Here is a 20,290-nt window from a genome sequence, read left to right as displayed (position 1 = left end):
ACCTCATGACACTGGCATTCATCGGCACCGGATCCATGGGCACCGCCCTGCTGGCAGGAGTCATCGCCGGCGGCTTCGATCCGGCTGAGATCATCGCGACGACGAAGTCCGCCGACAGCGCTCGCCAGCTCGAACGCGCGCACGGGGTCCGCGCCCTGGCCCTTGACGACGATCCCGGCGCCAATCGCAGCGCTGCCGCCGAGGCGGACTGCGTTCTCCTCGGCGTCAAGCCGTGGATGGTCAAGGACACCGCCGCCGAGGTGGGTGCTGCGATGGCATCCGACGCGATCCTCGTGTCGATGGCCGCAGGCGTCACCCTCGATCAGCTGGCAGCCGCCTCCGGGCGCGAGGCGGTCGTGCGGATCATGCCGAACACGCCCTGCCAGATCGGCTGCGGGGTCATCTCGCTGTCCCCAGCTGACGCGGTCAGCCCGGACAGGGTCGAGACCCTGCGTCAGCTGCTGTCCGGTGCCGGTGATGTCGTGCCCCTAGACGAAGATCTCATCCCGGCGATGACCGGAATCTCCGGTTCGGGAGTCGCCTACTTCTTCCTGCTCGCTGAGGAGATGGTCAAGGCCGGTGTGGCGATGGGCCTCGATGAGCAGACCGCCGCCGGCATGGTCGTGCGCACCGCCGAGGGCGCTGGACGGCTGCTGGCCGAGCACCCGGACCCTGCGGCGCTGCGCACGGCGGTGACGAGCACCGGCGGGACGACCCACGCGGCGATCACGACATTCGACGACGCCGGATTCGCAGACCTGGTCGCACGCGCGGCCCAGGCCGCCGGGCAGCGGGCCATCGAGATGGCCGAGGAGTACTGAACCGAGGAGTACCGAGCCGGCGAGCCGGTCAGCCGGCGCGACCCTCCCGCTCGATGTGGCTGCGCGCGTGCGCGACTGCGGCGTCGAGGTCGTCGAAGAGGTGATTGGGGTGCCGCAGAGCCGCTGACAGCCCGCCGGTGCGGGCAAGCCGCTCATGGCGGGCCTGGATGCCCTTGACGAGCACCGTGATGCCGCGGCGCTCGAGTGAGGTGACGAGTTCGGTGATGACCCGGGCGCCGGTCGAGTCGAGCATCCGGATCTGCGACATCCTGAGGATGACGACCGAGACGTCTTCGATATCGGCCAGCTCGGTCAGCAGCCGGTCGCCGACACCGAAGAACAGCGCCCCGTCGAGCCGGAACAGGGCGATGCGCTCATCGCCGGGCTGCGCCGCGCCCGGCAGCTCCTCCCGCGTCGTCGTCGACTGCGCCGACAGGGTGCGCAGCGCGAAGAACGCGGTGACGACGATGCCGATCCCGACCGCGATGATGAGATCGAAGGACACGGTGATGAGCGCGGTGAGCCAGAAGACGAGCGCATCGGCACGCGAGGCGCGGCACACCTCGGCGGCCACAGGCACATTCACCATCCGCACCGCCGTCAGCAGCAGCACCCCAGCCAGCGCGGCGAGCGGGATCTGGGAGACGAAGCGGGCGGCGAAGAGCACCACACCGATGAGCACGAGAGCGTGGACGACGGCCGCCAGACGCGTCTGCGCACCGGAGCGGATGTTGACGGCCGTGCGCGCGATCGCACCGGTGGCCGGCATGCCGCCGAAGAACCCGGCGCCGATCGACGCCAGCCCCTGGCCGACGAGCTCCCGGTCTCCGTTGTAGTGCCCGACCGGGCTGAGTGTCGACGCGACGCGGGCCGAGAGCAGCGACTCGATCGCCGCCAGTGCTGCGACCGTGAGCGCGGGACCGGACAGGGCGGCGATGAGGTGCAGATCGAAGGCCGGCAGATGCGGCAGCGGCAGCGTCTCGGGCAGGGTGCCGATGCGCTCAAGCGGAGCGTCGAGCCAGGCGGCGAGCAGCGCGGCAACGATGATCGCGATGATCGAGCCGGGCAGCTGCGGGTGGATGAGCGGGGCCAGCAGCATGATGCCGATGACGAGGACCACGGTGCCCAGCGTCCAGCCGAGCTGCGGCCAGCTGGCCCCGGCGGCGGCCTGCACGGCGTGGACGACGGCGTTGCGCGACTGCCCGGTGTCACTGCCGAGGGCAGCCGGGATCTGCTGGAAGAAGATGATCGTCGCAATCCCGAGCGTGAAGCCCTCGATGACGGGAAACGGGATGAACGCGACGCTGCGGCCCAGCCGCAGCAGCCCGGCGAGGACGACGAGGGCACCGGCCATGAGGGCGACGACCGGGATCGCGGCAGGACCGTGGGCAGCGGCGATCGGGGCGAGCACGACGACCATCGCGCCGGTCGGCCCGGACACCTGCACATGCGAACCGCCGAAGACCGCGGCAATGAGGCCGGCGACGATCGCCGTGACGAGTCCGGCCTCGGCGCTGAGCCCTGAGGAGATCGCGAATGCCAGCGCCAGCGGCAGCGCGACGATGCCGACGGTGAGACCGGCGAGCAGATCCCGCCGCCACGTCTGCGGCAGCCGCCGGTAGTCCGCCGCATTGGGCAGCAGCGAGGCGCGCGGCAGCCGCGCGCGCAGGCGGCTGGGCTCAGGGGACACAGGCACCGTCACACCTCCGGCAGTCGACACAGGCACCCCCAGCGACCCGCTGGGGGCCGAGCATCCTCATCAAAGCACACCGGCGGCCGTGGCGGGGGCAGTGTCAGGAAGCTGAGACCGCCGGGCTCGGCGCGTGGGGTTCAGGGGCGGCCGGCGAAGCGGCCGAGCAGCTCGACGTGACCGGCGACGATGAGGACATCCTGGCTGCCGACGCGGGACGACGGCTCCGCATAGGTGAAGTCCCGCCCGGGGCTCTTGATGCCGACGACGGTGACGCCGTAGGTGTCGCGGATGCCGGATTCGGCGAGCGTGAAGCCCTGCACCTCCTTCGGTGGGCGCATCTTGACGACGGCGAAGTGGCCGTCGTCGAACTCGATGTAGTCGAGCATCTGCGAGGACACGAGGTGGGCTACGCGCGCTCCGGCCTCGGATTCGGGGAACAGCACATGCTCAGCGCCGATGCGGCGCAGGATCTTGCCGTGGGAGTTCGAGATCGCCTTCGCCCACACCTGGTCGATGCCGAGGTCGACGAGATTGGCCGTCGAGAGCACACTTGCCTCGATTGAGGTGCCGATGCCGACGACCGCGGTCGAGAAGTCCTGGACACCCAGCTGGCGCAGCGCTTCGATGTTCGTCGCATCCGCCTCGACGACGTGGGTGAGCCGGCCGGACCACTCCTGGACCACCTCCGCATTTCGCTCGACAGCCATCACCTCGCGGCCGAGCCTGATGAGGTTCTCAGCCGTCGAAGCGCCGAAGCGGCCGAGGCCGATGACGAGGATCGCATCGTTCGCGGGCTTTCCCGACTGCTTAGCCAATGATCGGCCTCTCCTCCGGATAGCGGAACAGACGTTGCTGGTGTCTGGCGGACAGCGAGGCCGCCAAGGTAATCGTACCGAGCCGGCCGAGGAACATGAGAGCACTGAGGACGTACAGACCGGCATCAGGGGACTTCTCCGTCACACCGGAGGACAGCCCGCAGGTGGCGAAGGCGGAGATGACATCGAAGATGACATCGTCGAGCGGCAGCCGCGTGATGTGCAGCATGAGCAGAGTGCCGACGAAGACGAGAGCGGCGCCGGCGAGCGTGATCGAGATCGCCACGCGCACCGCTGCCGGGTCGATGCGCCGGTGGAAGACGGTGACGTCCCTGAGCCCGCGCGCCTCGGCGAGCGCGGCGAGGACGAGCACCGCGATCGTCGTGACCTTGATGCCGCCGGCGGTCGAGGACGAGCCGCCGCCGATGAACATGAGGACGTCGATGAGCAGATGGCTGGTGCCGTACATCTCGGTGACGTCGATCGAGGCCATGCCCCCAGACCGCGGCATCGCAGCCATGAACAGGGTGTTGGTGATCGAGTCGCCCAGGCTCAACCCGCCGATCGTCTTCTCGTTGCCGGATTCGAAGATGTACAGCAGCACGAAGGACACGAGCAGCAGCAGTCCGGTGGTCGCCAGCGTCAGCTTCGTGTGCAGGTCCCAGCCGCGCGGGCGATTCCACGTGATCGCGACCATGAGCACCACCGGGAAGCCGAGCGAGCCGATGAGCATCGAGACCATGAGCACCATGAGGATCCACGGATCGTCGGCGAAGTACTCGATGCCCCCGGTGTGCAGCGTGAACCCGGCGTTGTTGAAGGAGGTCACGGCATAGAACAGGCCGTGCCACAGCGCTTCGCCCAGCGTCTCGCCGCGGATGAGCAAGCGCGGGGTGAGCAGGGCCATGATGACAGCTTCGACGGCGAAGATCGTGATGAGCACTGCGCGCAGCAGCGTGCCGACCTGGCCGATCTGGAAGGTGTTCGTCGCCTGTGCGGCGATGAGCCGCTGACGCACGCCCAGCCGTTTCGACACCGCCATCCCGAGCAGCGACGCCAGTGTCAGGATGCCGAGGCCGCCGACCTGCATCGCCGCGACCATCACCCAGTGGCCGAACGTCGACCAGTACTCCTCGGTCACGACCGGGGTCAGGCCGGTGACGCAGACGGTGGAGACGGCGACGAACAGGCTGTTGGCGAACGAGTAGTCGGACGTGTCGGCGTGGGCGACTGGCAGCGACAGCAGCACCGTGAAGATCGCGATCGCGATGACGAACGAGGCGATCGCCAGCCGTGCCGGCGAGGCCTCGGCGACCTCGTCGAGGACGTCGCGCAGCCGCCGCCCCGGGTGGAACACCCGGTCGGTGAAGGTCGTCTTCGGTCGCTGATGAGCCACAGCGTCAGTGTAGCCGGGGACGGTGCGGCTGCCGCGGCGCTGGCGGGCAGGCGCATGGCGGCTGTGGCGGGGCGCTGTTCCGCAGCTCACACCGAACCAGTAGAGTGTGGCCATGGCCAAGCGAGAGACAGAAGTCTTCGTCATCTGGGACGAATCCTTCACGCAGTACAACTTCGGACCGACCCATCCGATGAACCCGCTGCGCCTCGACCTGACCGCGAAGCTCGCGACCGAATTCGGTCTCTTCGACCACCCTCGCATCCACATCTCCGGCGTCGGCGGCGTCGACGAGGACGCGCTCGCAGCCCTGCACACCCAGGACTTTATCGACGCAGTCAAACGCGCCGAAACGACCACGGACATCGCCCCTGATGTTGCGCAAACCTTCGGAGTCGGCACCGATGACGTGCCCCGCTTCGACAGGATCCACGAAGCCTCCGGACGGATCTTCCAAGGCAGTCTCGAAGCCGCCCGCGCCATCACCTCGGGACGCTATGAGCGGGCGGTGAACTTCTGCGGCGGGATGCACCATGCGATGCCGGGCAGGGCCGCCGGATTCTGCATCTACAACGACCTCGCCGCCGCCATCCAGCATTTCCTCGACCACGGCTATGAGCGGGTCTGCTACATCGACCTCGACGCCCACCACGGTGACGGCACCGAGCGCTTCTACTGGGACGACCCGCGGGTTATGACGATCTCCGTGCACGAGAACGGCCGCTTCCTGTTCCCCGGCACCGGCTTCGCCAACGACATCGGCGGACTCGACGCCGCCGCCTCAGCGGTCAACATCGCCCTGCCCCCGCGCACCGACGACCACGACTGGCTGCGCGCCCTCGACGCCGTCGTCCCGGCCGTCATCCGCGAATTCGACCCGCAGGTCATCGTCAGCCAGCACGGCTGCGACGGTCACTCCGCCGACCCGCTCACCCACCTGCGGCTCAGCGTCGACGCGATGCGGGTGGCCACTCAGTGGGTGCGCGACCTTGCCGACGATTACGCCAACGGCAAGTGGCTGGCCACCGGCGGCGGCGGATATGCGCTCGTCGAAGTGGTGCCGCGCGCCTGGACGAACCTCGTCGCGATCGCGGCTGGAGCCGACATCGACCCCGCCACCGCGCTGCCGGAGCGCTGGCGGACCTACGTCGAGGACGTCACCCGCATCACCGCCCCGCATATGATGACCGACGGCCACGACGGCACCTTCGACCCGTGGGCCAACGGCTACGATCCCGAATCCGACCTCGACCGCACAGTCATGTCGACACGGAAGAACATCTTCCCCTTCTACGGCCTCGACGCCCACTTCGACTGACATCCGACCCGCCGCGCAGGCGGCCTCCTTGACTCGAGTGCGCAGTTTTGGAATAGCTCCAGGCAACGATAGAATTAAGCGGTTACGTCTGACAGGCGAACGATCAGTGTTCGCCCCGATCGCCTACCCGTGAGGATTTATCTATGGGCTCAGTCATCAAGAAGCGCCGCAAGCGGATGTCGAAGAAGAAGCACCGGAAGCTTCTGCGCAAGACCCGCCACCAGCGCCGCAACAAGAAGTAAGCGGCTGCGTGCGTCCCCGTCGTTTCGTGCGGCGGGGTTTCGTGCTGATAAGGCCCCGGCACGCAGGCCGACAGCGAGGAGGATGACCGGATGAGCGTCGAGCTGACGTTCCTCACCCGCCCCGGATGCGGGCTGTGCGTCACCGCCATGGACGTCATCGAGGACACCCTCGGCGAGCACATCGCCGCAGGCGACGTCACGGTCACCACCGTCGACATCGAAACCGACGCCGACCTTATCGCCCAGCACGAATGGGACATCCCCGTCGTGCTGCTCAACGGCCGCAAGCACGCCAAGCACCGCATCGACGGGACCCGGCTCAAGCGCACCGTCGAGACACTGCTCGCCCACGGCTGAGACCGCCGGCGGGCCACACACCATACGGCATCGTGACACAGACAGGGGGTGAGGTCGTTGGTGAGCACCGCTTCGCAATCCGGCGGCACCGGACTGTCCTCCGTGCCCGCCCCGGTCGTCGCCCGCATGCCCGGCTACCTGCAGGCCCTTGACGAACTCGCCGCCGCCGGCCAGCAGACCGTCTCCAGCGAAGAGCTCGCCGGACGCTGCGCCGTCGGCTCAGCGATCCTGCGCCGCGACCTGTCCCACCTCGACTTCGCCGGCCGCCGCGGCGTCGGCTACGACACCGCCGCCCTCGGCGCCGCGGTGCGCCGCTTCCTCGGCCTCGACCGCACCCGCCGCATCGCCATCGCCGGTGCCGGCCGCCTCGGCTCGGCGATCGCCGACTACGCCGCCGTGCGCTTCAGCGGCTTCGAACTCACCGCAGTCTTCGACACCGCGCCCGAGGTGGTGGGCGCCACCGTCGGCGGCGCACCCGTCCTGCCGGTCGAGCAGCTCGCGTCCGTCACCACCGAGACCGGCATCGAGATGCTCATCATCGCCGTGCCCGCACCGGCCGCCCAGGCTGTGGCCGACGCCGCTGTGGCCGCCGGCATCACCGGGCTGCTCAACTTCGCCCCCACCATGGTCACCGTGCCCGAGGACGTGCACGTGCGCCATGTCGACCTCGCTACCGAGCTGCGGGTCCTCGCCCACTACACCGCCCCGGCCCAGCCGGCCGGAATCGACTCGACCGACCTCCGCAACACACGTCCTAGGGAGCATGCACTGTGACATTCCTCGTGCTCGGGATCTCACATCGGTCCGCACCGATGTCCGTCCTCGATGCCATCGCCCTTGACTCAGATGGAGTCGAGGCATTGGCCTCCGGGGTGCGCGCCGGTGACTACGTCGACGGCGCCTGCGTGCTCTCGACCTGCAACCGGCTCGAGGTCATCGCCGACGCCTCGGCCTTCCACGGCGGCCTGGCCGACATCGGCTCCGCCCTCGTCGACGCCACCGGCCTGGACTGGATGCGGCTGTCCGAGCATGTCTACGTCTACTACGACACCAAGGCCGTCGAACACCTCCTGACCCTGGCCTGCGGGCTCGACTCGATGGCCGTCGGCGAAGCCCAGATCCTCGGCCAGTTGCGCAGCGCCTACGTAACCGCCCAGCAGGCAGGGGAGCTGACGAAGGAGCTTGGCATCGTGCTGCAGCAGGCGCTGCGCGTCGGCAAACGCGCGCACGCCGAAACCGAACTCGACTCCGTCTCCCAGTCCCTGCTCGACAAGGCACTGACCTCCGCCGAAGCCCACATCGGCAGCCTCGAGCGCTCCCGCGCACTCGTCGTCGGCGCCGGGGCGATGTCCGGGCTGACCGTCGCGACCCTGCAGCGGGCGGGTGTTGCCCGCATCACCGTGATGAACCGGACCCTGGAGAAGGCCGAACGGCTCGTCGCCCCTGTCGGCGGCCGTGCTGTCGAGCTCAGCGCCGAGACGCTCACCGCCGAGATCGCCGATGCCGACCTCATCGTCTCCGTCACCGGTTCGCGCGGCACCGTGCTGAGCCGGGAGGACATCATCGCCGGCATGCAGGCCGACTTCGACCAGCAGCCCAACAAGTTCCTCGTCGACCTGGCACTCCCGCACGACATCGACCCGAGCGTGCGGGAACTGCCCCACATCCGGCTCATCGGCCTCGGGGAGCTGTCCGAGATGTTCGCCGAATCCGATCTGCGCAGCCCGTCCGGCGTCGTCGAGATCGTCGCCGAAGTCCGCAGCATCATCCGCTCAGAGCTCGCCGCCTACCGCGCCGAGCACAAGGCCCGCTCGATCGCCCCGACCGTCACCGCGCTGCGCTCGCACGCCGAGACCACCGTGGCCGGCGAGTTCGAGCGACTGAGCCGCAAGATCGGCGCGAAGGTCGACGCTGAGGTCCTCGACGAGATCCGCACCGCGCTCAAGCGCACCGCCGACAAGCTCGTCCACACCCCAACGGTTCGGGTCAAGCAGCTGTCCGTGCAGGACTCCGACGTCGACTACGCCGCAGCCCTGACCCAGCTCTTCGACCTCAGTGCCACCTCCGGCCGCCGAGGAGAGCCCCAGCGCATCGACCGGTCGAAGGTCTCGGTCACCGCTCCCGGTGTCGCACCGGTCAGCGCACGCGATGACCACCACGTCGAAGCCGACGGGCTGCGCCCGGTCGCCGACCACACCCTCGACGTCGTCGAACCGGCCCACTACACCGGCCGCACCGTCAAGCTCGGCACCCGCCGCTCCCGCCTGGCCCGCTCCCAGTCGACAGCGATCGCCCAGCAGATCGCCGCGCAGACCGGCTGGCGGGTCGAGATCGTCGAAGTCGTCACCGAAGGCGACGTGAATATGAGCCCGCTGGCCGCCATGGGCGGCTCCGGCGTCTTCGTCTCCGCCGTGCGCACCGCACTGCTGACCGGCAAGATCGACATCGCCGTCCACTCGCTCAAGGACCTGCCGACCGCCCCGGCCGCCGGCATCGACCTCGTCGCCGTGCCCCCGCGCGTCGACCCCTCCGATGTGCTCATCGCCCGCGACGGCATGACCTTAGCCGAACTGCCCGCCGGCGCCGTTATCGGCACCGGATCGCCCAGGCGCGCCGCCCAGCTGCGCGCCGCCCGGCCCGACATCGAAGTCCGCGGCGTGCGCGGCAACGTCGACACCCGCATCAAGCACGTCACCGACGGCCGCCTCGACGGCGTCGTCCTCGCCGCAGCCGGCGTGCGCCGCATCGGCCGGCTGGCCGAAGTCACCGACGTCCTCGACGCCGCCGTCATGCTCCCAGCCCCCGGACAGGGCGCCCTGGCCGTCGAATGCCGGGCCGCCAACGCCGACGTCGGCGAATTCGACACCGAGCTGCGCACAGCCTTGACCGGCATCCACGATGCCGACACCGCCCTGGCCGTGCAGGCCGAACGCGCGATCCTCGCCCACGCCGAAGCCGGCTGCTCAGCCCCGATCGGCGCGCTCGCCGAGATCGACGGCAATGCCCTCACCCTCACCGGCGTGATGGCAGACGACACCGGCCGCCTGCAGCGGGCGACCCGCACCGCCGACCTCACCACCGCCTCGGGCGCGGATGAGCGCCCGGTCATCGCCAAGGAGCTCGGCAGCGCGATCGCCGACGAGCTGCTCACCATCCTCGGTGTCGTCCCCGACACCGTCACCGGCGCCAACGCCCCGAGCGCGCACATCGACCCGCGCAGCGAACACGCCGCGGCAGCAGACCGGCAGTCAGTGAGCGAGGTGAGCCGATGAGCCGGGATTCCCGTCCCGAGGCGCAGCCAGCCGCCCGCCCGATCGTCTACTTCCTCGGCGCCGGCCCCGGCGACCCGGGGCTCATGACGTACAAGGGTGCTGAGCTGCTCGAGCGCGCTACCCTCGTCGTCTACGACGCCGGCGAACTCGACGATATCGTCAACGCCTACGTCCCGGCCTCAGCCACCCGGCTCGATTCGGCCGAACTCGGCTCGGCGGCGACCACCCGCGGGCGCAAGCTCGCCCAGCTGGCCCGCGAGCACACCCGGGTCGTGCGCATCGTCCCGCACGACGGCGTGCTGTTCTCCACCACCACCGATGAAGCCGCCGGCTGCAAGCGCAACGGTGTCGACTTCGAGATCGTGCCCGGCGTCGGGCTGACCTCGTCGATGTCGGCCTACACCGGCACCCCGATCACCACGAGCCGGGTGCGCTCGGTGCGCTTCATCGAGGCGAGCCCGCAGACCTACGTCGACGTCGCCCGCCACCGCAACACCGGCCACGTCATCACCGGCAGCGTCGACGAGGTCTCCGTGGCCATCGACAGCCTGCTCGGCGACGACTGGGATGCTGACACCCCGATCCTGCTCACGATCGAGGTCTCGACCCTCCAGCAGGTCTCCGTGGAGACGACGCTCGGGGATTCCGGCCCGCACCTGGCCAAAGCGCGCCCCGACCAGCGGGTCGTCATGCTCATGGGCCAGGGCATCGACATGCGCAAGGAGCTGTCCTGGTTCGAGACGAAACCGCTGTTCGGCTGGAAGGTGCTCATCCCGCGCACCCGCGAACAGGCCTCAGCCACCCAGGACCTGCTGGCCGAGTACGGTGCCGAGGGCACGATCGTGCCGACGATCGCGATCCAGCCGCCGCGCACCCCGAACCAGATGGAGAAGGCGATCCGCGCGCTCGTCGAAGGCGACTACCAGTGGGTCGGCTTCACGTCTGTCAACGCTGTGACCGTCGTGCGCAACTGGCTCGAGGACCTCGGTCTCGACGCCCGCTGCCTGGCCGGAGTCAAGGTCGCCGCCGTCGGCGACCAGACCGCTGCCAGCCTGCAGGAATGGGGCGTCATCCCCGACCTCGTGCCCTCCGGTGAGCAGTCCGCCCGCGGCATGCTCGAAGACTGGCCGCCCTTCGACGACGGCTACCACGCGATGAACCGGGTGCTGCTGCCGCGCGCCGATATCGCCGGTGAGGTGCTCGTCACCGGGCTGCGCGAGGAGGGCTGGGAGGTCGACGACGTCACCGCCTACCGCACCGTGCGCGCCGCCCCACCGCCGGCCCCCGTGCGCGAGGCGATCAAGCGCGGCGACTTCGACGCAGTGCTCTTCACCTCGTCATCGACCGTGCGCAACCTCGTCGGCATCGCCGGCAAGCCCTTCCACACCACCGTCGTCGCCTGCATCGGCCCGGCGACGGCACAGACCGCCGAAGACCACGGCCTGCGCGTCGACGTCATGGCAGATGAGGCCAACCTCGGCTCCGTCGTCGCCGGACTCGTCGAGCACGCCCGCGCCCGCCGCGAGGAGATGCTCGCCGCAGGCCGCACCCCGCTGCGCCCGTCGCAGACCCGCCGACGCAGCTCACGCCGCAAGAAGTGAGGATGCACATGACGCCCACCCCCTCCGCATACACCGCTGACCGCGCCATCGGCCTGGCCCCGGGCGCGATCCGCCCGCGCCGCCTGCGCACCACCCCGGCCCTGCGCCGGCTCGTGGCCGAACACCGCCTCGACCCCGCGCAGCTCATCCTGCCGATGTTCGTCAAGGAGACCCTCGACGCCCCCGTCGAGCTGCAGGGCATGCCCGGGGTCTTCCAGCACACCCTCGACTCGCTCGTCACCGCGGCCCGGCAGGCCGCAGCCGCTGGAGTCGGGGGAATCATGCTCTTCGGCATCCCCGCCGAACGTGACCCCGAGGGCAGCCAGGCGTGCGCCGCTGATGGGATCCTCAACCGCGCCATCACGGCTGTGGCCGAGGCGGTCGGCGAGGACACCGTCGTCATGGCCGATCTGTGCCTCGACGAGTTCACCTCCCACGGCCACTGCGGAGTGCTCGCCGAGGATGGCAGCGTCGACAACGACGCCACCCTCGACCTGTATGCCCAGATGGCGCTCGCTCAGGCCCGCGCCGGCGCCCACGTGCTCGGGCTGTCGGGCATGATGGACGGCCAGGTCGCCGCCGTGCGCGCCACCCTCGACGCCGCCGGATTCACCGACGTTGTGGTGCTCGGCTACACCGCCAAGTACTCTTCGGCCTTCTACGGGCCCTTCCGGGAAGCCGTCGAATCCCAGCTCGAAGGCGACCGCCGCACCTACCAGCAGGATCCGGCCAACGGCCGCGAGGCGATGCGCGAACTCGAACTCGACCTCGCCGAAGGCGCTGACATCGTCATGGTCAAGCCTGGTCTGCCCTACCTCGACGTCCTCGCCCAGGTCGCCGAGGCCTCCCCGGTGCCGGTGTGGGCCTACCAGATCTCCGGCGAGTACGCGATGGTCGAATTCGCTGCGCGGGCAGGAGCCGTCGACCGGATGCCGGCGATCCTTGAGAGCCTTACCTGTTTCGTGCGCGCCGGCGCCGATGCGGTGCTCACCTACTGGGCGACCGAGGTCGCCGAGCACCTCAACGCCGAGGCCGCTGGAAGGCGGGGCCGGCGATGATGATGGATCGTGACCGCGTGCGCGACGGCGAGCGGGTCCCGCACGTCTCACCCGTGACCGAGGCGCCGGATGAGCCGCGCTGGCTGAGCGAGGACCAGCAGGTCGCCTGGCGCAGCTTCCTCATCGCCCACCAGCTGCTCATGAGCCAGCTCGACAAGGAGCTGCGCGCGACCCACCGCATCGGGATGCCCGAATACGAAGTCCTCGTCCATCTCTCCGAACAGGCGGGCCGCTGCATGCGCATGGCGCTGCTCGCCGACGATATGGGCATGAGCCGGTCCCGGCTGACCCATATCGTCTCCCGGATGGAGAAGCGTGGACTCGTCGAGCGCACTGCGATCGCCGAGGACGGCCGCGGCATCAACTGCTCGCTCACCGAAGACGGCTGGTCGCTGCTCGAGCGCTCCGCCCCGTTGCACGTCGAAGGCGTGCGCCAGCACCTCATCGACCTGCTCGACGACAGTGAGGTCGAGACGATGCGCTCGATCTTCCTCAAAGTGAATTCCCATATGCGTGACGTACCGTAAGTGCCGCGTGCGCCCTGGCCAGCGGCCGGGCACCTGACCGTGACGAACTGCCGAAAAGGAGCTCCATGACCTCGCAGAACCTGACAGCCTCCCAGCAGCTCTTCGACCGGGCACTGGCCGTCACCCCCGGTGGCGTCAACTCGCCGGTCAGGGCCTTCGGAGCTGTCGGCGGCACCCCGCGCTTCATCGACTCGGCACAGGGTGCGACGCTGCGCGATGTCGACGGCAACGACTACATCGACCTGATCGGCTCCTGGGGGCCGATGATCCTCGGCCACGCCCACCCCCAGGTGCTCGCCGCCGCCACCGAGGCCGCGCAGAAGGGCTTCTCCTTCGGCACCCCGTCGGCCAACGAGGTGGCACTGGCTGAGGAGATCGTCGCGCGCGTCGAACCGGTCGACGAGGTCCGCCTCGTGTCCTCGGGCACCGAGGCGACGATGTCGGCGATCCGCCTGGCCCGCGGTTACACCGGCCGGGCGAAGGTCGTGAAGTTCGCCGGCTGCTACCACGGGCACGTCGACGCGCTGCTGGCCGCCGCCGGCTCCGGACTGGCGACCTTCTCCCTGCCCGACACCCCCGGTGTCACCGGCGCAAGCGCGGCCGACACGATCGTGCTGCCCTACAACGACCCCGACGCCCTGGCTGCCGCCTTCGCCGAACACGGCGCCGACATCGCCTGCGTCATCACCGAAGCCAGCCCCGGCAACATGGGTGTCGTGCCGCCGCGTGACGGCTTCACCCAGACGATCCGGTCGCTCACCCGCCAGCACGGGGCACTCATGATCTCCGATGAGGTCATGACCGGCTTCCGCGTCTCCGCAGCCGGCTGGTACGGCTACGAATCCGCAACCGCCGGCTACCCCGAAGGCCCCGCCGACCTGTTCACCTTCGGCAAGGTCATGGGCGGCGGCTTCCCGGCCGCAGCCTTCGGCGGCCGCGCCGAGGTCATGCAGCACCTCGCCCCGGCAGGCCCGGTCTACCAGGCCGGCACGCTGTCGGGGAACCCGGTCGCCACCGCCGCCGGAATCACCACGCTTAAGCTCACCACCGAACTCGACGTCTACACCCACCTCGAGCGCGCCGCCGACATCCTCCGCCCAGCCGTCAGCGAGGCGCTGACCGCCGCCGGTGTGCCGCACCGGATCCAGAGCGCGAACTCGATGTTCTCGGTGTTCTTCACCGACCGCGAGGTGCGCAGCTACGACGACGCCCGCGCCCAGGACTCCGCCGCCTACGGGGCGTTCTTCACCAGCATGCTCGAATCCGGCATCCACCTGCCCCCGAGCGCCTTCGAAGCCTGGTTCCTGTCCCTGGCCCACACCGACGAGGTGCTCGAGCGGATCATCGCCGCCCTGCCAGCCGCCGCCTCGGCCGCGGCCGCCCACAGCGCAGGAGAGAAGGCATGAGTCAGGTGCGCATCCACCTCACCCGCCACGGCGAGGTCCACAACCCCGACGGGCTGCTCTACGGCCGGCTGCCCGGTTACGGGCTCTCATCGCGCGGCCACGAGATGGCCGGCCGGCTCGCCGAGCACTTCACCAGCCCGGACTTCGCCGTTTCGGCACTTGTGAGCTCGCCGTTGCAGCGCGCCCAGGAGACCATCGCCCCGCTCGCCGGCGCCCTGGAGATGACCCCGCAGATCGATGAGCGGGTCATCGAGGCCGCCAACAGCTTCGAGGGCATGGTCGTCGACCGCTCGCATCTGACGCAGCCGGCCAACCTCGTGCGCCTGTACAACCCGCTGCGCCCCTCCTGGGGCGAGCCGTACCAGCAGCAGGTGATGCGCATGCGCGCCGCGATCGCCAGCCTGCGCCGCCAGCTCGAACCGCTCGCCGCAGGCGACGGCGTGGCCGGCGGCAACGGCACCGTCGACGGGGTCATCGTCTCCCACCAGCTGCCGATCTGGGTGACCCGCCGGGCCGCTGAGGGCCATCGGCTGTGGCACGATCCGCGCCAACGCGAATGCGCGCTCGCCTCCGTCACCACCTTCACCTATGAGGCAGGAGAGCTCACCGGCATCGAGTACACCGATGTGTGCGCTGACCTCCAGCCGGTCAAGGCGGTGCCCGGCGCATGAGGGACCAGCCGCTGAGCCGGCGCGGACTGCTGACGCTGGCCGCCTCGGCCGCCGGGACGATCGTGCTCGCCGGCTGCGCGAGCGAGAACGACGAACTCGCCCAGCAAGCCGGCAGCGAACAGGGATACGTCTCCGGCTCCGGAGTCATCACCCAGGTCGCCCCAGCCGACCGAGGCGAACCGCTCGACCTCGACTTCGAGACCCTCGACGGGGAGAAGCAGTCCCTGGCCGGGCTGCGCCCGAAACTCGTCGTCATCAACCTCTGGTACGCCGCCTGCCCGCCATGCCGCAAGGAGGCCCCCGACCTCATCGAGGCCTCCGAGAAGTTCGCTGACGACACTGTGTTCCTCGGCGTCAACGTCCGCGACCAGGCAGGGGCGGCCGAGGCGTTCATCAGGAACTTCGAGGTGCCGTACCCGAACATGCTCGACACCGACGGTGCGATGGTCGCCCTGCTCTCGGACATCCTGCCGCCGCAGGCCACCCCGTCGACCGTCATCCTCGACACCGAGGGCCGGGCCGCTGCCCGCGCTGTCGGCGCCGTCGACGCCTCGACGCTCACCGGGATGATCGAAGACGTGCTCGGCGAATGACCGATATCGGCAACACCTTCGCCCAGACGATCCTCGACGGGCCGCTGCTCATCGCGATGCTCGTCGCCGCGCTCGCCGGCGCGGTGTCCTTCGCCTCCCCGTGCGTGCTGCCGCTCGTGCCCGGCTACATCGGGTACGTCACCGGGCTGACCGGCACCTCGATCGAGGACAAGCGCACCTCCACGGTGCTCGGAGGAGTCGCCCTCTTCGTCCTCGGCTTCGCCGTCGTCTTCGTCGCCCTCGGCACCGCCTTCTCCGGGCTCGGCGCTGCAGCGGGGGAGTGGATCGGCCTGCTCACCCGGATCATGGGTGCCGTCGTCATCATCGCCGGCATCGTATTCATGGGCGGCTTCGGCTGGCTGCAGCGCGACCGCCGGCTTCAGAAGAAGCCCAAGGCCGGGCTGTGGGGCGCACCCGTGCTCGGGGCGACCTTCGCGCTCGGCTGGGCGCCGTGCATCGGCCCGACCCTGGCCGCTGTGCTCGCCCTGTCCACCGGATTCGGTGCTGAAGGGCAGGTGTGGCGCGGCACGCTGCTGACCTTCGTCTACTGCCTCGGCCTCGGCATCCCGTTCCTCATCGTCGCCTTCCTGCTCCACCGCGGCGCCGGCCGGCTGGCCTGGGTGCGCGAGCACCAGCAGACGATCGTGCGCATCGGCGGGATCATGCTCATCCTGCTCGGCCTGCTGCTCGTCACCGGGGTGTGGAACGCCTGGATCCAGCAGCTGCAGGGCACCATCGGCGACTTCGACCTGCTGATCTGACCGGCCCGACCATCTGCCACACTTGACGAGGATATGAGTACGAAGACCGCGAAACCCGCCCCGCCCGACATCGGCGCACTCGGCATGCTGCGCTGGGCCTGGCGGCAGCTGACGACGATGCGCACCGCACTCATCCTGCTGCTCATCCTCGCCCTGGCCTCGATCCCCGGATCCCTGCTGCCCCAGCGCATCCAGGACCCCGCCCAGGTCACCCAGTACATCGAGGACAACCCGCGGATCGGCCCGTTCCTCGACGCCGTGCAGCTCTTCGACGTCTACGCCTCCGTGTGGTTTGCCGCGATCTACATCCTGCTCATGGTCTCGCTCGTCGGCTGTGTGCTGCCGCGCAGCAAGCAGCACTACAAGGCGATGCGCCAAGCCCCGCCACCGGCGCCGCGTCGGCTGTCCCGGATGCCCGGCTACCAGGCCTTCACCGCCTCGGGCACGGCCGAGGACATGCTCACCGCCGCCGAGGCGCGGCTGAAGAAGCTCGGCTACCGCACCATCCGGCGCGGCGACGCAGTCTCAGCCGAGCGCGGCTACCTGCGCGAGACCGGCAACCTGCTCTTCCACATCTGCCTGCTCGGCGTCACCGTCACGATGGCGGTCGGCGCGCTCATCGGGTATTCCGGCCAGCGGATCCTCGTCGAAGGTGAGACCTTCACCAACTCGCTGGTCTCCTACGACTCCTTCGAACCCGGCTCCTACTTCTCCGCCGATAGGCTCGACGACTACCGGCTGCGGCTGAATAAGTTCGACGCCAGCTTCGACGACGCCGCCGCCGGTAACCAGTTCGGCCAGCCGCGCGCGTTCAACGCCGACGTCACCACCATCCAGCACGGCCAGGACACCGACCACAGTCTGCGGGTCAACGAACCGATCCGCATCGACGGCTCCCGGGTCTACCTCACCGGCAACGGTTACGCCCCGGTCATCACCGTGCGCGACGGTGAAGGCAACGTCACCTACTCCGGGCCGGTCGTGTTCCTGCCGCAGGACGGCGTCTACACCTCCCGCGGCGTCGTCAAGGTCCCCGATGCCAGCCCCGACCAGCTCGGCTTCGTCGGCATCCTGCTGCCGACCGCCTCACAGAACGAAAAGGGCGAGCTCGTCTCCCAGTTCGCTGAGCTGCGCAACCCTTACCTCGTGATGAACGTCTTCGCCGGCGACCTCGGCCTCGATGCCGGGATCGCCCAGTCGGTCTACGAGCTCGACACCGACAACCTCGACCAGCTCGCCGGGCCCGACGGGCAGCCGCTGCAGCTGTACCTCAAGCCCGGGGAGACCGCCGAGCTGCCCGATGGGCTCGGCAGCGTCGAACTCGAAGAGATCAAACGCTACGTCGCTCTCGACATCCGGCATGACCCCACGCAGGGGATCATGCTCGGTTTCACGATCTTCCTGCTCGCCGGCCTCGGGCTCTCCCTGTTCGTGCCGCGCCGGCGCATGTGGGTCCGCGCCGCCGACACCGGCGACGGGGTGGCCACCGAGGTCGCCTCGCTTGCCCGCGGAGAGGACCCGCGCGTGGTGCAGGCGGCCGAGAGCCTTGCAGTAGAATTGAACAACTCACCCAGTCGAAAGGCATGACCTCCATGGACGTCAACGTCACGCTTGCGACGTGGTCGAATCTCCTGATCTACTCGGCGATGGCCGTGTACGCGATCGCCTTCCTCCTCTACTCCAGCGACCTGTTCGCCGGCCGCACCCTGGCCAGCAGCGGGAAGAAGGCCACCGCCCGCAGGGCCGGTGCGAAGACGAGCGCGAAGGCCTCAGCACCGGTGCGCACCACACGCAACTCCTCCGTCGCCGTCCTCGACCGCGAGGACGACGCCGAGACTGCTGATGCAGGGGCAGCAGACGCTGAGACCGGCGGGCCCGAGGAGAAGGCGACCGGCGCCTCGGGAACGGCCGGACGCCGCACCGCCGCCCGCATGGCGACCGCACTGACGGTGCTCGCGACCGGCCTGCACGTGGCCGCCGTGCTCACCCGCGCGCTCTCGGTCACCCGCGTGCCGTGGGGCAACATGATGGAGTACGCGCTCACCGCCTCCGCACTCGCTGTGCTCGTCTACATCGTTGTGCTGTACTTCGCCGACATCCGCTACCTCGGCACCTTCGTCGCCGGCGGCGCGCTCGTCACCCTGGGCCTGTGCATCACCGTCTTCTACACCCCGGCCGCGCAGCTCGTGCCGGCGCTGCAGTCGTACTGGATCTGGATCCACGTGCCGATCGCGATCCTCTCGACCGCACTGCTGAGCGTCTCGGCGATCCTCGCGATCTTCCAGATCCTCAAGGCCCGCACCGAGAAGAAGGACACCGTCACCGGGCTTGCGCGCATGTTCAACCGGGTGCCGGCCAGCGAGGCCGTCGAGCAGCTGTCCTACCGGATCGCCGCCGTCGGATTCGTCACCTGGACGTTCACCGTCATCGCCGGCGCGATCTGGGCTGAGGTCGCCTGGGGCCGCCCGTGGGGCTGGGACGCCAAGGAGATCTGGTCATTCGTCGTCTGGGTCGTCTACGCCGCCTACCTCCACGCACGCGCGACCCGCGGCTGGTCAGCCACCCAGGTGGCCGTGCTCAACATCGTCGGCTTCTCCAGCCTCATCTTCAACTTCGCCATCGTCAACGTCTACTTCGACGGCCTGCACTCCTACTCCGGGCTGTGATCGGCCGTGGCGTGAGCTGAATGCAATGATCCGCAGGACCCCACGGTCCTGCGGATCATTCTTCTGTCTGCTTATGATGAGCGGCCGTTGGCGGAGTTGGCGCCGTTCTCGCCGCTCTCCGGGTGATCGTCCGGGGTTTCGCCGGCGGCGCGCTCCTCGCGTTCGCGTTCGGCCAGCCAGCGCTCGAACTGCTCGTGCGGGCTCAGCTCCTCTTCCGGGGCCTCCGGCTCGGCTGCCGGTTCGTCAAAGGGTTGGGGCGTGGCGGGTGCGTCGACGTCCTCCTCCGACTGGGCCTGGGTGCCGTGCGCCGCGGCAGTGCTGCCGGTGGACCTGCGGCGGCGCTCGAACTCCTCGCGGCGCTTGCGGCGCTCGGCCTGTTCGACCTCATCGGCGATCTTCTGCAGGTAGTCGGGATCATCATCCGGGGCCACCGGGCCGGCCGAGCGGCGCCGGCCGAAGCTGGAGCGGCCGAACAGGAACCACAGCAGCAGCCCGAAGACCGGGACGAAGAGGATGACGAGCAGCCAGCCCCATTTGGGCAGGACTCGAATGTGGGCGCGGTCGCGGACGACGCAGTCGAAGAAGCTGTACAGCGTGACAGCGACGAGAATCAGTGCGGCGGCTACCAGAATCCTTGTCATATTGCCTATCAGGATAGTCGATCGGCGCAGGCGGACGGAAACGATTGAGCATCTCAGATGCGGCCTCTCAGCGCGGACTCAGGTGCGCCTCCCGCGTTCGGACGGACCGCCGGCACCGGTACACTGGTGGGCATCATGCGTGACTATCTGATGTACCTGCTTGCCCGCCTCGCTGTGCTCATGGGCACGATCGTCGTCGTCTGGTGGATCGCGGGCCCCGGCCTCATCTCGACGATCGCGGCGATCATCATCTCCGCCCTCATCAGCTATCTGGCGCTCAGGCCGCTGCGCGATTCGGCGACCGGTTCGCTCATCGCCTGGCAGGAGCGCCGCCGGGCCCGCAGCGGGAAGGTCAAGGCGCGCACCGTGAAGAAGGGCAGCGACGAGGACCTGGAGGACCGGGAACTCGACCGCAGAGATCCTGACCGCTGACGTCTGCTGGCCCAACATCCGTC

At 69.3% G+C, this 20,290-nt stretch carries 20 protein-coding genes; 16 read left to right on the top strand and 4 right to left on the bottom strand.

Going from position 1 to position 20,290, the window contains the following annotated elements; translation table 11 throughout:
- The first annotated feature begins 5 nt into the window (after positions 1 to 5).
- Complete coding sequence (gene proC / locus M3C25_RS00350) at positions 6 to 821, top strand: pyrroline-5-carboxylate reductase (protein ID WP_259833877.1); 816 nt, start codon at positions 6 to 8, stop codon at positions 819 to 821.
- Between the two features lie 28 nt (positions 822 to 849).
- On the opposite strand, the gene M3C25_RS00345 is transcribed toward proC, so the two are convergent.
- From M3C25_RS00345 to M3C25_RS00335, 3 genes are all read right to left on the bottom strand, one after another.
- The gene (locus tag M3C25_RS00345; RefSeq protein ID WP_375545084.1) at positions 850 to 2,511 is read right to left on the bottom strand and encodes a SulP family inorganic anion transporter; all 1,662 of its coding nucleotides are present in this window, start codon (positions 2,509 to 2,511) and stop codon (positions 850 to 852) included.
- A gap of 140 nt (positions 2,512 to 2,651) precedes the next feature.
- Positions 2,652 to 3,329 carry a potassium channel family protein gene (locus M3C25_RS00340; protein WP_259793641.1) on the bottom strand — a complete coding sequence of 226 codons (678 nt, stop codon included), beginning with the start codon at positions 3,327 to 3,329 and terminating at the stop codon, positions 2,652 to 2,654.
- The gene (locus tag M3C25_RS00335; protein ID WP_259854487.1) at positions 3,322 to 4,725 is read right to left on the bottom strand and encodes a TrkH family potassium uptake protein; all 1,404 of its coding nucleotides are present in this window, start codon (positions 4,723 to 4,725) and stop codon (positions 3,322 to 3,324) included. Before M3C25_RS00335 ends, M3C25_RS00340 begins: the two co-directional genes overlap by 8 nt.
- Positions 4,726 to 4,837: 112 nt before the next feature.
- Here M3C25_RS00335 and M3C25_RS00330 point away from each other — a divergent pair, with 112 nt between their 5' ends.
- The 14 genes from M3C25_RS00330 to ccsB all read left to right on the top strand — a co-directional run bounded on the left by M3C25_RS00330 (position 4,838) and on the right by ccsB (position 19,194).
- Complete coding sequence (locus M3C25_RS00330) at positions 4,838 to 6,040, top strand: acetoin utilization protein AcuC (protein ID WP_170273236.1); 1,203 nt, start codon at positions 4,838 to 4,840, stop codon at positions 6,038 to 6,040.
- A 143-nt stretch (positions 6,041 to 6,183) separates the two neighbouring features.
- Positions 6,184 to 6,282, top strand: coding sequence for a 30S ribosomal protein bS22 (locus M3C25_RS00325; protein WP_005504750.1), 99 nt, complete (start codon positions 6,184 to 6,186; stop codon positions 6,280 to 6,282).
- Between the two features lie 90 nt (positions 6,283 to 6,372).
- Entirely contained in the window at positions 6,373 to 6,639 is a 267-nt protein-coding gene (locus M3C25_RS00320) for a glutaredoxin family protein (RefSeq protein WP_102161359.1), read from the top strand.
- A 60-nt stretch (positions 6,640 to 6,699) separates the two neighbouring features.
- A complete protein-coding gene (locus tag M3C25_RS00315) occupies positions 6,700 to 7,413 on the top strand; it encodes a redox-sensing transcriptional repressor Rex (RefSeq protein WP_259854485.1) in 714 nt (237 codons plus the stop codon).
- Positions 7,410 to 9,911 carry a glutamyl-tRNA reductase gene (hemA, locus tag M3C25_RS00310; protein WP_259854484.1) on the top strand — a complete coding sequence of 834 codons (2,502 nt, stop codon included), beginning with the start codon at positions 7,410 to 7,412 and terminating at the stop codon, positions 9,909 to 9,911. Before M3C25_RS00315 ends, hemA begins: the two co-directional genes overlap by 4 nt.
- A complete protein-coding gene (locus M3C25_RS00305) occupies positions 9,908 to 11,512 on the top strand; it encodes a bifunctional uroporphyrinogen-III C-methyltransferase/uroporphyrinogen-III synthase (protein WP_259854483.1) in 1,605 nt (534 codons plus the stop codon). Before hemA ends, M3C25_RS00305 begins: the two co-directional genes overlap by 4 nt.
- 8 nt (positions 11,513 to 11,520) lie before the next feature.
- Positions 11,521 to 12,570 carry a porphobilinogen synthase gene (hemB, locus tag M3C25_RS00300; RefSeq protein WP_259854481.1) on the top strand — a complete coding sequence of 350 codons (1,050 nt, stop codon included), beginning with the start codon at positions 11,521 to 11,523 and terminating at the stop codon, positions 12,568 to 12,570.
- Complete coding sequence (locus M3C25_RS00295) at positions 12,567 to 13,097, top strand: MarR family winged helix-turn-helix transcriptional regulator (RefSeq protein WP_259854480.1); 531 nt, start codon at positions 12,567 to 12,569, stop codon at positions 13,095 to 13,097. Before hemB ends, M3C25_RS00295 begins: the two co-directional genes overlap by 4 nt.
- Positions 13,098 to 13,162: 65 nt before the next feature.
- A complete protein-coding gene (hemL, locus tag M3C25_RS00290) occupies positions 13,163 to 14,503 on the top strand; it encodes a glutamate-1-semialdehyde 2,1-aminomutase (protein ID WP_259854479.1) in 1,341 nt (446 codons plus the stop codon).
- Positions 14,500 to 15,174, top strand: a complete 675-nt coding sequence (locus M3C25_RS00285) for a histidine phosphatase family protein (RefSeq protein ID WP_259854478.1) — start codon at positions 14,500 to 14,502, stop codon at positions 15,172 to 15,174. Before hemL ends, M3C25_RS00285 begins: the two co-directional genes overlap by 4 nt.
- Complete coding sequence (locus tag M3C25_RS00280; protein ID WP_259854477.1) at positions 15,171 to 15,767, top strand: TlpA family protein disulfide reductase; 597 nt, start codon at positions 15,171 to 15,173, stop codon at positions 15,765 to 15,767. The genes M3C25_RS00285 and M3C25_RS00280 overlap by 4 nt, the downstream gene beginning before the upstream one ends.
- Positions 15,764 to 16,528 carry a cytochrome c biogenesis CcdA family protein gene (locus M3C25_RS00275; RefSeq protein ID WP_102161374.1) on the top strand — a complete coding sequence of 255 codons (765 nt, stop codon included), beginning with the start codon at positions 15,764 to 15,766 and terminating at the stop codon, positions 16,526 to 16,528. Before M3C25_RS00280 ends, M3C25_RS00275 begins: the two co-directional genes overlap by 4 nt.
- A 33-nt stretch (positions 16,529 to 16,561) precedes the next feature.
- The gene (gene resB, locus M3C25_RS00270; protein WP_259854474.1) at positions 16,562 to 18,115 is read left to right on the top strand and encodes a cytochrome c biogenesis protein ResB; all 1,554 of its coding nucleotides are present in this window, start codon (positions 16,562 to 16,564) and stop codon (positions 18,113 to 18,115) included.
- Positions 18,112 to 19,194, top strand: coding sequence for a c-type cytochrome biogenesis protein CcsB (gene ccsB, locus M3C25_RS00265; RefSeq protein WP_259854472.1), 1,083 nt, complete (start codon positions 18,112 to 18,114; stop codon positions 19,192 to 19,194). The genes resB and ccsB overlap by 4 nt, the downstream gene beginning before the upstream one ends.
- A 71-nt stretch (positions 19,195 to 19,265) precedes the next feature.
- Here the strand turns inward: ccsB and M3C25_RS00260 are convergent, their stop codons facing one another.
- Positions 19,266 to 19,835 carry a PLD nuclease N-terminal domain-containing protein gene (locus M3C25_RS00260; RefSeq protein WP_259854464.1) on the bottom strand — a complete coding sequence of 190 codons (570 nt, stop codon included), beginning with the start codon at positions 19,833 to 19,835 and terminating at the stop codon, positions 19,266 to 19,268.
- Positions 19,836 to 19,970: 135 nt separating this feature from the next.
- On the opposite strand from M3C25_RS00260, the gene M3C25_RS00255 reads away from it, so the two are divergent.
- The gene (locus tag M3C25_RS00255; RefSeq protein ID WP_170273243.1) at positions 19,971 to 20,267 is read left to right on the top strand and encodes a DUF4229 domain-containing protein; all 297 of its coding nucleotides are present in this window, start codon (positions 19,971 to 19,973) and stop codon (positions 20,265 to 20,267) included.
- Positions 20,268 to 20,290: the final 23 nt, after the last annotated feature.

Origin of the sequence: Brevibacterium luteolum, assembly GCF_025147615.1 — a bacterium.
Classification (GTDB): Bacteria; Actinomycetota; Actinomycetes; order Actinomycetales; family Brevibacteriaceae; genus Brevibacterium; species Brevibacterium luteolum.
This window is presented reverse-complemented; position numbering and strand designations above follow the sequence as displayed.

What these genes read in the sequence shown, in the direction of transcription:
- proC (WP_259833877.1), top strand. Translation starts at nt 6, where the DNA reads ATGACACTGGCATTCATCGGCACCGGATCCATGGGCACCGCCCTGCTG.
- M3C25_RS00330 (WP_170273236.1), top strand. Translation starts at nt 4,838, where the DNA reads ATGGCCAAGCGAGAGACAGAAGTCTTCGTCATCTGGGACGAATCCTTC.
- M3C25_RS00325 (WP_005504750.1), top strand. Translation starts at nt 6,184, where the DNA reads ATGGGCTCAGTCATCAAGAAGCGCCGCAAGCGGATGTCGAAGAAGAAG.
- M3C25_RS00320 (WP_102161359.1), top strand. Translation starts at nt 6,373, where the DNA reads ATGAGCGTCGAGCTGACGTTCCTCACCCGCCCCGGATGCGGGCTGTGC.
- M3C25_RS00305 (WP_259854483.1), top strand. Translation starts at nt 9,908, where the DNA reads ATGAGCCGGGATTCCCGTCCCGAGGCGCAGCCAGCCGCCCGCCCGATC.
- hemB (WP_259854481.1), top strand. Translation starts at nt 11,521, where the DNA reads ATGACGCCCACCCCCTCCGCATACACCGCTGACCGCGCCATCGGCCTG.
- M3C25_RS00295 (WP_259854480.1), top strand. Translation starts at nt 12,567, where the DNA reads ATGATGATGGATCGTGACCGCGTGCGCGACGGCGAGCGGGTCCCGCAC.
- hemL (WP_259854479.1), top strand. Translation starts at nt 13,163, where the DNA reads ATGACCTCGCAGAACCTGACAGCCTCCCAGCAGCTCTTCGACCGGGCA.
- M3C25_RS00285 (WP_259854478.1), top strand. Translation starts at nt 14,500, where the DNA reads ATGAGTCAGGTGCGCATCCACCTCACCCGCCACGGCGAGGTCCACAAC.
- M3C25_RS00280 (WP_259854477.1), top strand. Translation starts at nt 15,171, where the DNA reads ATGAGGGACCAGCCGCTGAGCCGGCGCGGACTGCTGACGCTGGCCGCC.
- M3C25_RS00275 (WP_102161374.1), top strand. Translation starts at nt 15,764, where the DNA reads ATGACCGATATCGGCAACACCTTCGCCCAGACGATCCTCGACGGGCCG.
- resB (WP_259854474.1), top strand. Translation starts at nt 16,562, where the DNA reads ATGAGTACGAAGACCGCGAAACCCGCCCCGCCCGACATCGGCGCACTC.
- ccsB (WP_259854472.1), top strand. Translation starts at nt 18,112, where the DNA reads ATGACCTCCATGGACGTCAACGTCACGCTTGCGACGTGGTCGAATCTC.
- M3C25_RS00260 (WP_259854464.1), bottom strand. Translation starts at nt 19,835, where the DNA reads ATGACAAGGATTCTGGTAGCCGCCGCACTGATTCTCGTCGCTGTCACG.
- M3C25_RS00255 (WP_170273243.1), top strand. Translation starts at nt 19,971, where the DNA reads ATGCGTGACTATCTGATGTACCTGCTTGCCCGCCTCGCTGTGCTCATG.